The 12,745-nt window shown below is 59.1% G+C and carries 16 protein-coding genes; 12 read left to right on the top strand and 4 right to left on the bottom strand.

Annotated elements, in window-relative coordinates; genetic code table 11:
- Positions 1 to 2: 2 nt before the first annotated feature.
- The 4 genes from argB to ACIQU2_RS17690 all read left to right on the top strand — a co-directional run bounded on the left by argB (position 3) and on the right by ACIQU2_RS17690 (position 2,268).
- On the top strand, positions 3 to 908 hold the full coding sequence (gene argB, locus ACIQU2_RS17705) for an acetylglutamate kinase (RefSeq protein WP_008007602.1): 906 nt from the start codon (positions 3 to 5) through the stop codon (positions 906 to 908).
- 190 nt (positions 909 to 1,098) lie between these two features.
- Positions 1,099 to 1,308 carry a hypothetical protein gene (locus ACIQU2_RS17700; RefSeq protein ID WP_134420911.1) on the top strand — a complete coding sequence of 70 codons (210 nt, stop codon included), beginning with the start codon at positions 1,099 to 1,101 and terminating at the stop codon, positions 1,306 to 1,308.
- 17 nt (positions 1,309 to 1,325) lie between these two features.
- Entirely contained in the window at positions 1,326 to 1,898 is a 573-nt protein-coding gene (locus ACIQU2_RS17695) for a hypothetical protein (protein ID WP_046053850.1), read from the top strand.
- Entirely contained in the window at positions 1,885 to 2,268 is a 384-nt protein-coding gene (locus ACIQU2_RS17690; protein WP_403142918.1) for a hypothetical protein, read from the top strand. Before ACIQU2_RS17695 ends, ACIQU2_RS17690 begins: the two co-directional genes overlap by 14 nt.
- Before the next feature lie 42 nt (positions 2,269 to 2,310).
- Here ACIQU2_RS17690 and pyrE read toward each other — a convergent pair whose 3' ends face one another.
- Complete coding sequence (pyrE, locus tag ACIQU2_RS17685; RefSeq protein ID WP_403142916.1) at positions 2,311 to 2,955, bottom strand: orotate phosphoribosyltransferase; 645 nt, start codon at positions 2,953 to 2,955, stop codon at positions 2,311 to 2,313.
- An 82-nt stretch (positions 2,956 to 3,037) separates the two neighbouring features.
- On the opposite strand from pyrE, the gene ACIQU2_RS17680 reads away from it, so the two are divergent.
- Positions 3,038 to 3,817: an exodeoxyribonuclease III gene (locus ACIQU2_RS17680; protein WP_008030595.1), complete on the top strand. Its 780-nt coding sequence runs from the start codon at positions 3,038 to 3,040 to the stop codon at positions 3,815 to 3,817.
- 88 nt (positions 3,818 to 3,905) lie between these two features.
- On the opposite strand, the gene ACIQU2_RS17675 is transcribed toward ACIQU2_RS17680, so the two are convergent.
- Together ACIQU2_RS17675 and rph are read right to left on the bottom strand one after the other, a co-directional pair.
- The gene (locus ACIQU2_RS17675) at positions 3,906 to 4,274 is read right to left on the bottom strand and encodes a DUF4870 domain-containing protein (RefSeq protein ID WP_347802595.1); all 369 of its coding nucleotides are present in this window, start codon (positions 4,272 to 4,274) and stop codon (positions 3,906 to 3,908) included.
- A gap of 28 nt (positions 4,275 to 4,302) precedes the next feature.
- Positions 4,303 to 5,025, bottom strand: a complete 723-nt coding sequence (rph, locus tag ACIQU2_RS17670; protein WP_010465211.1) for a ribonuclease PH — start codon at positions 5,023 to 5,025, stop codon at positions 4,303 to 4,305.
- A gap of 270 nt (positions 5,026 to 5,295) precedes the next feature.
- Between rph and ACIQU2_RS17665 the strand changes: the two genes are divergently transcribed.
- From ACIQU2_RS17665 to ACIQU2_RS17640, 6 genes are all read left to right on the top strand, one after another.
- The gene (locus ACIQU2_RS17665; protein WP_008150145.1) at positions 5,296 to 6,159 is read left to right on the top strand and encodes a YicC/YloC family endoribonuclease; all 864 of its coding nucleotides are present in this window, start codon (positions 5,296 to 5,298) and stop codon (positions 6,157 to 6,159) included.
- 12 nt (positions 6,160 to 6,171) lie between these two features.
- Positions 6,172 to 6,792, top strand: a complete 621-nt coding sequence (gene gmk / locus ACIQU2_RS17660; protein WP_046045040.1) for a guanylate kinase — start codon at positions 6,172 to 6,174, stop codon at positions 6,790 to 6,792.
- 167 nt (positions 6,793 to 6,959) lie between these two features.
- Positions 6,960 to 7,223: a DNA-directed RNA polymerase subunit omega gene (gene rpoZ, locus ACIQU2_RS17655; protein ID WP_007894670.1), complete on the top strand. Its 264-nt coding sequence runs from the start codon at positions 6,960 to 6,962 to the stop codon at positions 7,221 to 7,223.
- Positions 7,224 to 7,279: 56 nt separating this feature from the next.
- Entirely contained in the window at positions 7,280 to 9,385 is a 2,106-nt protein-coding gene (spoT, locus tag ACIQU2_RS17650; protein ID WP_033059343.1) for a bifunctional GTP diphosphokinase/guanosine-3',5'-bis pyrophosphate 3'-pyrophosphohydrolase, read from the top strand.
- A 24-nt stretch (positions 9,386 to 9,409) separates the two neighbouring features.
- Positions 9,410 to 9,790, top strand: coding sequence for a RidA family protein (locus ACIQU2_RS17645; protein WP_221730900.1), 381 nt, complete (start codon positions 9,410 to 9,412; stop codon positions 9,788 to 9,790).
- A 57-nt stretch (positions 9,791 to 9,847) separates the two neighbouring features.
- Complete coding sequence (locus tag ACIQU2_RS17640; RefSeq protein WP_347802594.1) at positions 9,848 to 10,588, top strand: hypothetical protein; 741 nt, start codon at positions 9,848 to 9,850, stop codon at positions 10,586 to 10,588.
- 141 nt (positions 10,589 to 10,729) lie between these two features.
- Here the strand turns inward: ACIQU2_RS17640 and ACIQU2_RS17635 are convergent, their stop codons facing one another.
- Positions 10,730 to 11,587, bottom strand: coding sequence for an SDR family oxidoreductase (locus ACIQU2_RS17635; RefSeq protein ID WP_347802593.1), 858 nt, complete (start codon positions 11,585 to 11,587; stop codon positions 10,730 to 10,732).
- A 188-nt stretch (positions 11,588 to 11,775) separates the two neighbouring features.
- Here ACIQU2_RS17635 and exbB point away from each other — a divergent pair, with 188 nt between their 5' ends.
- Positions 11,776 to 12,744 carry a tonB-system energizer ExbB gene (gene exbB / locus ACIQU2_RS17630; RefSeq protein ID WP_403142913.1) on the top strand — a complete coding sequence of 323 codons (969 nt, stop codon included), beginning with the start codon at positions 11,776 to 11,778 and terminating at the stop codon, positions 12,742 to 12,744.
- Position 12,745: the final 1 nt, after the last annotated feature.

The following is a 12,745-nucleotide window of genomic DNA, read 5'->3' as shown; positions in this document are numbered from 1 at the left end:
GAATGACCCTCGAACGCGAAGCCGCCGCCAACACCGCCAAGGTCCTGTCCGAAGCGCTGCCTTACATTCGCCGCTATGTCGGCAAGACGCTGGTGATCAAATACGGCGGCAACGCGATGGAAAGCGAGGAGCTGAAAACCGGCTTCGCCCGCGACATCGTGCTGATGAAAGCCGTCGGCATTAACCCGGTGGTGGTTCACGGCGGCGGCCCGCAAATCGGCGACCTGCTCAAGCGTCTGTCGATCGAGAGCCACTTCATCGATGGCATGCGCGTGACTGACGCGCAAACCATGGACGTGGTGGAAATGGTCCTCGGCGGCCAGGTGAACAAGGACATCGTCAACCTGATCAACCGTCATGGTGGCAGCGCCATCGGCCTGACCGGTAAAGATGCCGAGCTGATTCGTGCGAAAAAGCTCACCGTGACCCGCCAGACGCCGGAGATGACTCAACCGGAAATCATCGACATCGGCCAGGTCGGTGAAGTGGTCGGGATCAACACCGACTTGCTGAACCTGCTGGTCAAAGGCGACTTCATCCCGGTGATCGCGCCAATCGGTGTCGGCGCCAACGGCGAGTCGTACAACATCAACGCCGACCTGGTGGCCGGTAAAGTCGCCGAAGCGCTGAAAGCTGAAAAGCTGATGTTGCTGACCAACATCGCCGGCCTGATGGACAAGTCGGGCACGGTCCTGACCGGCCTGACCACCCAACAGGTCGACGACTTGATCGCTGACGGCACCATCTACGGTGGCATGCTGCCAAAGATCCGTTGCGCGCTGGAAGCGGTGCAAGGCGGCGTGGGCAGCTCGTTGATCATCGATGGCCGGGTGCCGAATGCGATTCTTCTGGAAATCTTCACCGACACCGGTGTGGGTACCTTGATCAGCAATCGCAAGCGTCACTGATTCAAGAACGTCAAAAGATCGCAGCCTTCAGCAGCACCTATGGATGTACGAATATTCCGTAGGAGCTGACGAAGTCTGCGATCTTTTTTATGTCTACCGGAAACGTCCGACCTGACTCAGCGAAACGTCCGACATCCCGCCAGCATTAATCCGCATAGGATCTTCCCTGTATCCACAGGAGAGCTACCCCATGCAAAAAGTTTACGCACCTAACGGCAGCGACGTTTCCGCAGGCACCTACGAATGCGCCGACTGCGGCTACGAATATTCCAACCAATCGAAAAAATCCTTGCCGCCCTGCCCGCAACGCCTGGATTCATTGCACGTACAAAACGGCTGGAAAATCCTCAGCGGCCAAGGAGACGCAACGGACGACCCTTATCCGAAATCCGGTAAGTGATCACGGGAGACTCCGCCATGCAGATCTCGTTCACGATCGACGCCCAGGCTTTCGAGCAGGAGCAGAAGGAGCCGGTCAAAAAGACCCTGAAGATATCCGACAGCGAAATCGCTCATGCCTTACAACGTATCGCCAAGGCGAGCCTGACCGAATACTTGAAAATGCTGGTAGAAGGCGGCATGCCGAGTCGGGCCGATGAAGCGAAACAGGATCGCTTGCTGTATCTGATTCAAAGCTACTTCGGGCAGACATTGCCGACCGAATCTCAGATATCGACGATTTTTCAGCTGACCCAGAGCCAAAGCAAAACCCTGCTGAAAAACACGGTTTCGCGCTTTCGTAATCAGCTGGACGATATTCTGCAGCACAGCATGCGAGCCGTGATCGAGTCTGCGGAACATGCACAGACGGTGTACCTGGTGGTGATCAGTTCGGACGTCATTCGTGATGAGCTGAACATGCTGATCACACAGAACGAGCCGACCTTCAAACCCATCACAAAACGTAAAGGCAGCGCCGGGCAGTTCGAGATTAGCGAGGATTCCCACGACCTGCTCTGCGCAACGCTGGGGATCAATGCCGTTCAGTGACATCGTGGCGGTCAGTGGATTGCTGCTGACCTTGACCACCTTCATGTTCAACCTGGCGTGGTCGAGGCTGCATGAAGCACTGGAGCTGGATGAAAGCCAATCTGGCCCGCTCGCCAGAAAACGTAGCCGAAAAAAGGTAACGAACGTTTTGTTCGCCTGCGCCCTCCCTCTGACCAGCGCCTTCCTGGCGCTGTTTTACGTCAACTTGCCTGCCGCCGTGAAAATCATGGCCAGCAGCACGCTGGATCTTTGGGACTTTGACGTGGATCGCACACTTTACGTGATGGTTGTGTTTGCACTGATGGTGTTTGCGCTGTTCAACGCCCGGTTAACCCTGCGCCTGTGTGCGAAATGGCGCAGCCTGCGTTGATCGCCAGATGAAAAAAGGCCCTGTAAAAACAGGGCCTTTACGTTAGACGCCGAACTGCGCGCGGTAGGCTTCAACCGCCGGCAGGTGTTGTTTGAGCTGCGGATCGTCAGCCAGGAATTCGAGCACCTGGTTCAGCGAAACAATGCTGATCACCGGAATGCCGAAGTCACGCTCCACTTCCTGGATGGCCGACAACTCGCCGTTGCCACGCTCCTGACGGTTCAGGGCGATGAGCACACCCGCCGCCTTGGCGCCGCCCTGCGAAGCGATGATCTGCATCACCTCGCGGATGGCAGTGCCAGCGGTGATCACGTCATCGATGATCAGCACGTCGCCGGTCAACGGTGCGCCGACCAGGCTGCCGCCTTCGCCGTGAGCCTTGGCTTCCTTGCGGTTGAAGCACCATGGCAAATCACGGTCATGATGCTCGGCCAAGGCCACTGCGGTGGTCGCCGCCAAAGGGATGCCTTTGTACGCCGGACCAAACAATACATCGAAAGAAATACCGCTCTCGATGATGGCTGCCGCGTAGAAACGACCCAGCTGCGCAAGGGCCGAACCCGTGTTGAACAGGCCCGCATTGAAGAAGTAAGGACTGGTGCGTCCGGACTTCAGGGTGAACTCGCCGAAGCGCAAAACGCCGCGATCGATGGCAAAACGAATGAAATCGCGCTGATACGCTTGCATGAAAAAAACCCCAAATACCACGGATTTAGCTAATTAGGTTGACGCCGTGTATCATACACGCACGCGATTTTTGGGGCCATTTATGCGGATCATCAGTGTGAACGTCAATGGTATTCAGGCTGCAGTGGAGCGAGGGTTGCTCAGTTGGCTGCAAGCACAGAATGCCGACGTCATCTGCCTGCAGGACACCCGCGCCTCCGCCTTTGAACTGGACGATCCAGCCTTCCAACTGGATGGCTACTTCCTTTATGCCTGCGAAGCCGAAGTTCCCGCCCAAGGTGGCGTGGCTTTGTATTCGCGGCTGCAACCGAAGGCAGTCATCAGCGGTCTCGGCTTCGAGACGGCCGACCGCTACGGGCGCTACCTGCAAGCCGATTTCGACAAGGTCAGCATCGCGACCTTACTGCTCCCTTCGGGGCAGAACGGCGATGAAGACTTGAACCAGAAGTTCAAGCTAATGGACGATTTCGCCCGTTATCTGGATAAACAGCGACGCAAACGTCGCGAGTACATTTACTGTGGCTCGCTGTACGTGGCGCAACAGAAGCTGGATATCAAAAACTGGCGTGACAGCCAGCAATCCCCGGGCTTCCTGGCACCTGAACGTGCCTGGATGGACGAGATTGTCGGCAACATGGGCTATGTCGATGCCCTGCGTGAAGTCAGCCGTGAAGGTGACCAGTACAGCTGGTGGCCGGATAACGAACAGGCTGAAATGCTCAACCTCGGTTGGCGTTTCGACTACCAGATACTGACCCCGGGCCTGCGCCGTTTCGTACGTAGCGCGCGCTTGCCTCGTCAGCCACGGTTCTCGCAGCACGCACCGCTGATCGTGGATTACGACTGGACGCTGACCATCTAAAGCGTCTTTTCGCAGACACAAAAAAGCCGACTTCAGTGTCGGCTTTTTTGTGCGCGCTGAAAAAACCTGTGGGGATTGGTGATGCTGCTTATTTCACCAACCGCCAAGTGAAGGGATAGCGATAAGGCACCCCTTCATTGGACTTGAGCCCGGCAATGATGGCCAGCACCATCGCCCCGATCAGTACCAGCGGCAGCAGCGCAAAACCGATCAACACCAGCATAAGCAGGTAACAGATACCCGAGACCAGGGCCACGGTGATCTGAAAGTTCAGCGCTTCCTTGCCTTGGGCGTCGATGAAAGGATCGGTTTCACGCTTCCACTGCCAGAGTATCAACGGCCCAATCAGGTGACCAAACGGCAACCAGACACCGAGAAACGCCGAGAGGTGACAAAACATTGCCCACTGCCGAACCTCTTTGCTCGGTGTGGGAAGCAGCTGTTGCTCGTCACTCATGGCGTCCTCCTTGCGTGAAGCAGTCCGATCAGTCGGCCAGCGCAGCCTTTTGCAGTTCGAAGATTTCGGTCATGCCTTTCTTCGCCAACTCAAGCATAGCGTTCAGCTCTTCCGGCTGGAATGGTGCGCCTTCGGCAGTACCCTGGACTTCAATGAAGCCGCCAGTGCTGGTCATCACCACGTTCAGGTCGGTCTCGGCGGCCGAGTCTTCCAGGTAGTCGAGGTCAAGTACCGGCTCACCCTGGTACATGCCCACCGATACGGCAGCAATCATTTGCTTCAGCGGGTCGCCGCCTTTCAGGCCGCCGCGCTTCTTGATCACTTTCAAGGCATCGACCAGTGCAACCATGGCGCCGGTGATAGACGCGGTGCGGGTGCCGCCGTCAGCCTGGATCACGTCGCAGTCGACGTACAGGGTGACGTCGCCGAGCTTGGACATGTCCAGCGAAGCGCGCAGGGAACGACCGATCAGACGCTGGATTTCCAGGGTGCGGCCGCCTTGCTTGCCGCGGCTCGCTTCACGCTGGTTACGCTCGCCAGTGGCGCGCGGCAACATGCCGTATTCAGCGGTCAACCAGCCTTGGCCCTGACCTTTGAGGAAACGCGGCACGCCGTTCTCAACGCTGACGGTGCAGATGACTTTGGTATCACCGAACTCGACCAGTACAGATCCCTCGGCGTGTTTGGTGTAGTTGCGGGTAATGCGGATCGAGCGGAGCTGATCGGCAGCGCGACCACTTGGACGTTTCATAGGGAATACCTGTACGGGGGACGGAAAGCTGCGGAGCATTATAGAGCCGCAGGGCCATGAGTGGGCACTTCTAAAAAAATCCCCCGACGACTGAAGGCCCTGAACAGCGCTTTGCCGACGGCCTGCAGCCCTTTGTCACACCGTGTGTTTGGGCGCATTCGCCCCACTGCGCTACAATCCTGCGCCTTTGCTGCCTCTGGGCTTAAATTCATATAGATCAGGCCTGCGAAACCTTTGGTAACGCATGAACCTGCATTGCGAGGTACCTCCATGGTGCACAGCATGACCGCCTTCGCCCGCGTCGAGAAAGCCGGCGCCCAAGGCACCCTGAGCTGGGAACTGCGCTCGGTCAACAGCCGCTACCTGGAGCCGCATTTGCGTCTGCCTGAGTCCTTTCGCGACCTCGAAGGCGCGGTCCGCGAAGCGCTGCGCCAGGGAATCTCCCGGGGCAAGCTTGAATGCACCCTACGCTTCACCGAAGAAAATACCGACAAACCACTGCAAGTGGACCGCGAGCGCGCTGCGCAATTGGTCGCCGCCGCCGAGACCATCGCCGGCCTGATCAAAAATCCGGCCGCGCTGAACCCGCTGGAAGTCCTGGCCTGGCCCGGCGTGCTGGTGGGCGATGCGACCGACCCGCAAGCCCTGAATGCCGAAGCCCTGGCGCTGTTCAACGAAGGCCTGAAAGAACTCAAGGCCGGCCGCGAGCGCGAAGGCGCGGAGCTGGCGCGGTTGATCAACGATCGCCTGACCTCCATTGAAGAAGACGTGGTGACCCTGCGTGAACTGGTCCCGCAGATGCTTGCCACCCAGCGCCAGAAGGTCCTCGACCGCTTCGCCGACATGAAGGCCGAGATGGATCCGCAGCGGCTGGAGCAGGAAATGGTCATGCTCGCGCAAAAGAGCGACGTCGCCGAAGAACTGGATCGCCTGAGCACTCACATCATCGAAGTTCGCCGGGTGCTCAAATCCGGTGGCGCTGCCGGACGGCGCCTGGACTTCCTGATGCAAGAGCTCAACCGCGAAGCCAACACACTGGGCTCCAAAGCCTTCGACCCGCGCAGCACCCAGGCGGCGGTCAACCTCAAGGTGTTGATCGAGCAGATGCGCGAACAAGTGCAGAATATTGAGTAAGGCAAACCCCACATGACCCACAGCACCGGCACCCTGTACATCATTTCCGCACCTTCGGGCGCGGGCAAGAGCAGCCTGGTCAAGGCCCTGACCGACGCTGATCAGGAGATCCGCGTCTCCGTCTCCCACACCACCCGCGCCATGCGCCCCGGTGAAGTGAACGGCGTGAACTATCACTTCGTCGAACGCAGCGAGTTCGTCAAGATGATCGAGCATGGGGATTTCCTCGAGCGCGCCGAAGTGTTCGGCAATCTCTACGGCACTTCGCAAAGCCACCTGCAGCAGACCCTGGACGAAGGCCACGACCTGATTCTGGAAATCGACTGGCAGGGCGCCGAGCAAGTGCGCAAGTTGATGCCCCAGGCTCGTTCGATCTTCATTCTGCCGCCGTCCCTGCAAGCCTTGCACCAGCGCCTGACCAATCGCGGCCAGGACAGCGACGAGATCATCGAAGGCCGGATGCGCGAAGCCGTCAGCGAGATGAGTCACTACGTCGACTACGATTACCTGATCATCAACGACGATTTCGCCCACGCACTGCGCGATTTGCAGGCGATTTTCCGTGCCAATCAGCTGCATCAGAAGCGCCAGCAGCAGCGTAACGGAAAACTTTTGGCCGAATTGCTCGGCTAAACAGCACTTCCCAAAACCGCTGCAAGGGCTTTACATTGGCACTTGCAGCGCGTCGAAGAGCTTGGTCAAAAAATCAGCGCTTCCCTAATCGCTGGTGATTTTTTAAACTGTCGAGTCCGCTCGCCCAACCGGGCAGCGCGCATATTGCATTCGCTCCGAGGAATACCATGGCCCGCGTAACCGTTGAAGATTGCCTAAACCACGTGGAAAACCGCTTTGAGCTGGTCATGCTGTCTACCAAGCGTGCCCGTCAACTGGCCACCGGCGGCAAAGAGCCACTGGTTCAGTGGGAAAACGACAAGCCTACCGTTGTAGCCTTGCGTGAAATCGCTGAAGGCCTGATGAGCTACGAGTTCATCGCCAACGCTGAAATCGTCGAAGACGAACCGCTGTTCGCAGCGTTCGAGGACGAGTCCAACGAGGCAGTCTAAGCCATGCCTGGTCGACGTAGCACGGCGCGGGGTCACAGCGAACGGCAGGTTTCATCATGCCGAGCATAGACGCCCTCGCCGATCGCTTATCGACCTACCTCGGCAAGGACCAGGTCAACCTGGTCCGCCGAGCGTACTTCTACGCCGAACAAGCCCACGATGGCCAGCGCCGCCGTAGCGGCGAGGCGTACGTCACGCACCCACTTGCGGTTGCGAATATTCTTGCCGACATGCACATGGACCATCAGAGCCTGATGGCTGCGATGCTGCATGACGTAATCGAAGACACCGGTATTGCCAAGGAAGCGCTGCAAGCGCAGTTCGGCGAAACCGTGGCCGAACTGGTCGACGGGGTCAGCAAACTGACCCAGATGAACTTCGAGACCAAGGCCGAAGCCCAGGCTGAAAACTTCCAGAAAATGGCCATGGCCATGGCCCGCGATATTCGCGTGATCCTGGTCAAACTCGCCGACCGCTTGCACAACATGCGGACCCTGGAAGTCCTGTCCGGCGAAAAACGCCGACGGATCGCCAAGGAAACCCTGGAAATCTATGCGCCCATCGCCAACCGGCTGGGCATGCACGCCATCCGCATAGAATTCGAAGACCTCGGCTTCAAGGCGATGCACCCGATGCGTTCCGCACGGATCAACCAGGCGGTCAAACGCGCCCGGGGCAACCGCAAGGAAATCGTCAACAAGATCGAAGAATCACTCAGCCACTGCCTGGCCATCGACGGCATTCAGGGCGAGGTCAGCGGTCGTCAGAAACACCTCTACGGCATCTACAAGAAAATGCGCGGCAAGCGTCGGGCCTTCAACGAGATCATGGACGTCTATGCGTTCCGGATCATCGTCGACAAGGTCGATACCTGCTACCGCGTGCTGGGTGCTGTGCATAACTTATATAAACCACTGCCGGGGCGCTTCAAGGATTACATCGCGATCCCCAAGGCCAACGGCTACCAGTCGCTGCACACCACGCTGTTCGGCATGCACGGTGTACCGATCGAGATTCAGATCCGCACCCGCGAAATGGAAGAGATGGCCAACAACGGCATCGCCGCCCATTGGCTCTATAAATCCAGTGGCGATGAGCAGCCAAAAGGTACTCATGCCCGCGCCCGCCAGTGGGTCAAAGGCGTGCTGGAGATGCAGCAACGGGCCGGCAACTCGCTGGAATTCATCGAGAGCGTGAAGATCGACCTGTTCCCGGACGAGGTCTACGTGTTCACGCCCAAAGGCCGGATCATGGAGCTGCCCAAAGGCTCCACGGCGGTCGACTTCGCTTACGCGGTGCACACCGACGTGGGCAACAGCTGCATTGCCTGTCGGATCAATCGACGTCTCGCACCGCTGTCCGAACCGCTGCAAAGCGGCTCCACGGTCGAGATCGTCAGCGCCCCCGGCGCGCGGCCGAACCCGGCGTGGCTCAACTTCGTGGTCACCGGCAAGGCGCGGACGCACATCCGCCATGCGCTGAAACTGCAACGCCGCTCCGAATCCATCAGCCTCGGCGAACGCCTGCTGAACAAAGTGCTGAATGGCTTCGACAGCTCGCTGGAGAAAGTCGCGGCCGAGCGCGTCAAAGCGATGCTCACCGAGTACCGTCTCGAACTGATCGAAGACTTGCTCGAAGACATCGGCCTGGGCAATCGCATGGCATACGTGGTCGCCCGCCGACTGCTTGGCGAAGGCGAGCAGCTGCCAAGCGCGGAAGGCCCGCTGGCGATTCGTGGCACTGAAGGCCTGGTCCTCAGTTACGCCAAGTGCTGCACACCGATCCCGGGCGACCCGATTGTCGGCCACCTGTCTGCGGGCAAAGGCATGGTCGTGCACCTGGACAACTGCCGCAACATCAGCGAAATCCGCCACAACCCGGAAAAATGCATCCAGCTCTCGTGGGCCAAGGATGTCACCGGCGAATTCAATGTCGAGCTGCGCGTCGAGCTGGAACACCAGCGCGGCCTGATCGCTCTGCTGGCCAGCAGCGTCAACGCGGCCGACGGCAATATCGAAAAAATCAGCATGGACGAACGCGATGGTCGCATCAGCGTGGTCCAACTGGTGGTCAGCGTGCACGACCGCGTGCACTTGGCCCGCGTGATCAAGAAACTGCGCGCCCTGACCGGGGTGATTCGCATCACTCGCATGCGTGCGTAAGCCACTCATTACAAGGAGTCATTCATGACCAAAACAGTTATCACCAGCGACAAGGCCCCGGCCGCCATCGGCACTTACTCCCAGGCGATCAAGGCCGGCAACACCGTTTACATGTCGGGTCAAATTCCTCTGGACCCAAAAACCATGGAACTGGTTGAAGGCTTCGAAGCCCAGACAGTCCAGGTGTTCGAGAACCTCAAAGCCGTGGCTGAAGCCGCTGGCGGTACGTTCAAGGACATCGTCAAACTAAACATCTTCCTCACCGACCTGAGCCACTTCGCCAAGGTCAACGAGATCATGGGCAAGTACTTTGACCAGCCTTACCCTGCCCGCGCCGCCATCGGCGTAGCAGCCCTGCCAAAGGGTTCGCAGGTTGAAATGGATGCCATTCTGGTCATCGAGTAATACATCCGGCGCAGCTTTTTGAGGCTGCGCCGACTCCGTTTCTGAAAGGATTCCACCATGCGCCAAGCGCTAGCTCTCTCGCTGGTCGCCCTACTCTTGGGCGGTTGTGCCAGCAACCCTGCCGACCGTGACATCAGCGGCACCTGGATCAATCAAGTGGCGATCGATGCAGCAGCCAAAGGCGGCCCCCTGCGCGAAGCGCTCCAGGCCTATGGTCCGAACCTGGAATGGGACGTCAACACCAAGGCCGGCCAGGCCCGCTACACCAACGGTTTTGAAAATGTCGACGGCAAGCTGCTGGGCGAAGAGTCCGGCGCCTGGAAAATCGACTTTTATGGCAGCTCGGGTAGTGAGTTGAAGCGTGACGGCAAGCAACTGAGCCAGGTCGCCAGCGACAACGAACCAGAACAGGTCTTCGACCGCGCACTGATTCCTGTGCCGGACGGCGCACCGATGGGTGCCAGTTTTGAACGCGCACTGTATTCGGCCTACATGGGCGGTAGCTGGAAAGTCGTCAGCGGTCCCGGTGAAGGCAATACCGTGCAATTCCAGGCTGACGGCCAGGTTGCAGGTCTGCCGGGGGCGGATCGCTATGCCCTGTGCCTGGCCGGTGATTGCGCGTCGATGAGCGGCGGCAATGACAACATGTGGCTACAGGCGAATGGTCAGGGCAACACCTGGATCTTTGCGCGCAAGGGCAAGGAACTGGAAATCCTCCAGGCCGTGAACACCGCACAGGCGGATGAAATGCCGCAGTTCACCCCGGGTGATCGCAAGTGGTTGCTGGAAAAGCAGTAACCCGGCCTTAAAGCCAACGCAAAACCAATGTGGGAGCGAGCTTGCTCGCGATGGCGGGCTAACAGTCAACGATGATGTTGAACGTTAGGGCCTCAATCGCGAGCAAGCTCGCTCCCACATTTGGTTAGCGGGGTCTGGAAGTCAGCAGCGGCCTTCGAGAATCGCCGCATAACCTTCGCGATAGCTTGGGTACTTCGGCGTCCAGCCCAAGGCTTTCGCCCGAGCATTGCTGCATTGCTTACTGCCAGTGCGGCGCACGCTCGCGTCTTCGGCCCATTCGGTCACACCCAGATACTCACGCAACCAGTCCACCACTTCGGCTAGCGGCGCAGGCGCATCGTCCACACCGATGTAGACGTCATCCAGCGCCACACCGCGTCGATCAGCCTCAAGCAAAAACGCCATCAACCCCGCCGCATCGTCGGCGTGAATGCGGTTGCCGTACAACGGTGGATCGACGGCCACGCGATAACCCCGACGAACCTGCGTCAGCAGCCGTTCGCGCCCCGGGCCGTAAATGCCGGTCAAGCGCACGATGCTCGCCGGGATGCCGCTTTGGAGTGCCACTTGCTCCGCCTCTAGCATCAATCGACCCGAATAGCCTGTTGCAACGGTCGGCGAAGTCTCATCGACCCACTCGCCATCCTGCTGGCCATACACACTGCTGCTGGAAACAAACAGCAGGCGATTGGGCACCTGCCCGTAGTCGTTCAGCCAGTCCAGCACATGCTGCAAGCCCTGCACATAAGCAGCGCGATAACCGGCCTCATCGTGATCGGTGGCAGCCGCGCAATACACCAGGTAATCCACCGCACCGACTGGCCAGGTCGCCGGACAGTCTTCATTGAACAAGTCACCGGCAATGCCAATGACCCCCTGGGGCAAGCGTGAGATGTCACGCCTCAGGCCATGAACCTCCCACCCGCAAGCCAGCAATTGCGTAGCCAGACGGCTGCCGACATCACCGCAGCCGGCGATCAAAACAGAGGGCGCGGACATCAGAAAACTCCCATTGGAAAGGCACAGACTAGCGCCGGCAATGGACGAGCGGCTAGCAATGCAGGAAAAAAGATACTCTATTACTTTTGTTAACAAGAATTACTTGCAATAATGCCTGCCACTTTTGTTCTCGGCCTCACGAGGCCTGGAAGAGCATCTACCGTTTTTCTTTCTCAGGTCCGGCCAGCATGACACGCAATCAATTCCCCGCTTCGCCAACCAAACGACCTCGCGCCTGGAGCGCAGTGGCCGCCCTGCTGCTCAGCCTGATGCTGGCGCCGACCGCCGCTTTCGCTGACGCACAAGCGCCAGCCGCTCCAGCAGCCAATGCAGCCAATGCAGCTCCCGCTCCAGCCGATCATGTTACCCCGGCTGCAACCGACCCGGCCCAAGCCGTAGACACCGCCGCCGAAGACGTTCCGGAAGTCCTCGAAGCCGACAACACCCTGGGCATGGCCCACGACCTGTCGCCGTGGGGCATGTACCAGAACGCCGACATCATCGTGAAAATCGTGATGATCGGCCTGGCCATCGCCTCGATCATCACCTGGACCATCTGGATCGCCAAAGGCTTCGAGCTGATGGGCGCCAAGCGTCGTCTGCGCACCGAAATCGTCCACCTGAAAAAAGCCACCACCCTTAAAGAAGCCAGTGTGACAGCCACCAAGCAAGGCACCCTCGCCAATTTGCTGGTGCATGACGCCCTGGAAGAGATGCGTTTGTCGGTCAACAGCCGCGAGAAAGAAGGCATCAAGGAACGCGTCGCCTTCCGCCTCGAGCGCCTGGTTGCAGCCTGCGGTCGCAACATGAGCAGCGGCACCGGCGTGCTCGCCACCATCGGTTCCACCGCGCCGTTCGTCGGCCTGTTCGGTACCGTGTGGGGCATCATGAACAGCTTCATCGGCATCGCCAAAACCCAGACCACCAACCTCGCCGTCGTAGCTCCCGGCATCGCCGAAGCCCTGCTGGCAACCGCGCTGGGTCTGGTTGCCGCGATTCCGGCCGTTGTGATCTACAACGTCTTTGCCCGCTCCATCGCCGGTTACAAGGCGCAGGTGTCCGACGCATCGGCAGAAGTCCTGCTGCTGGTCAGCCGCGACCTCGACCACCTGCCGACCGAGCGCAGCTCGCAACCGCACATGGTGAAAGTGGGGTAAT

It is taken from the genome of Pseudomonas sp. NPDC098740 (assembly GCF_044760065.1).
GTDB lineage: Bacteria > Pseudomonadota > Gammaproteobacteria > Pseudomonadales > Pseudomonadaceae > Aquipseudomonas > Aquipseudomonas rossensis.
This window is presented reverse-complemented; position numbering and strand designations above follow the sequence as displayed.

Bases quoted from the DNA above. Each gene is read 5' to 3' on its own strand.
- argB (WP_008007602.1), top strand. From the start codon at position 3: ATGACCCTCGAACGCGAAGCCGCCGCCAACACCGCCAAGGTCCTGTCC.
- ACIQU2_RS17700 (WP_134420911.1), top strand. From the start codon at position 1,099: ATGCAAAAAGTTTACGCACCTAACGGCAGCGACGTTTCCGCAGGCACC.
- ACIQU2_RS17695 (WP_046053850.1), top strand. From the start codon at position 1,326: ATGCAGATCTCGTTCACGATCGACGCCCAGGCTTTCGAGCAGGAGCAG.
- ACIQU2_RS17690 (WP_403142918.1), top strand. From the start codon at position 1,885: ATGCCGTTCAGTGACATCGTGGCGGTCAGTGGATTGCTGCTGACCTTG.
- pyrE (WP_403142916.1), bottom strand. From the start codon at position 2,955: ATGCAAGCGTATCAGCGCGATTTCATTCGTTTTGCCATCGATCGCGGC.
- ACIQU2_RS17680 (WP_008030595.1), top strand. From the start codon at position 3,038: ATGCGGATCATCAGTGTGAACGTCAATGGTATTCAGGCTGCAGTGGAG.
- ACIQU2_RS17675 (WP_347802595.1), bottom strand. From the start codon at position 4,274: ATGAGTGACGAGCAACAGCTGCTTCCCACACCGAGCAAAGAGGTTCGG.
- rph (WP_010465211.1), bottom strand. From the start codon at position 5,025: ATGAAACGTCCAAGTGGTCGCGCTGCCGATCAGCTCCGCTCGATCCGC.
- ACIQU2_RS17665 (WP_008150145.1), top strand. From the start codon at position 5,296: ATGGTGCACAGCATGACCGCCTTCGCCCGCGTCGAGAAAGCCGGCGCC.
- gmk (WP_046045040.1), top strand. From the start codon at position 6,172: ATGACCCACAGCACCGGCACCCTGTACATCATTTCCGCACCTTCGGGC.
- rpoZ (WP_007894670.1), top strand. From the start codon at position 6,960: ATGGCCCGCGTAACCGTTGAAGATTGCCTAAACCACGTGGAAAACCGC.
- spoT (WP_033059343.1), top strand. From the start codon at position 7,280: ATGCCGAGCATAGACGCCCTCGCCGATCGCTTATCGACCTACCTCGGC.
- ACIQU2_RS17645 (WP_221730900.1), top strand. From the start codon at position 9,410: ATGACCAAAACAGTTATCACCAGCGACAAGGCCCCGGCCGCCATCGGC.
- ACIQU2_RS17640 (WP_347802594.1), top strand. From the start codon at position 9,848: ATGCGCCAAGCGCTAGCTCTCTCGCTGGTCGCCCTACTCTTGGGCGGT.
- ACIQU2_RS17635 (WP_347802593.1), bottom strand. From the start codon at position 11,587: ATGTCCGCGCCCTCTGTTTTGATCGCCGGCTGCGGTGATGTCGGCAGC.
- exbB (WP_403142913.1), top strand. From the start codon at position 11,776: ATGACACGCAATCAATTCCCCGCTTCGCCAACCAAACGACCTCGCGCC.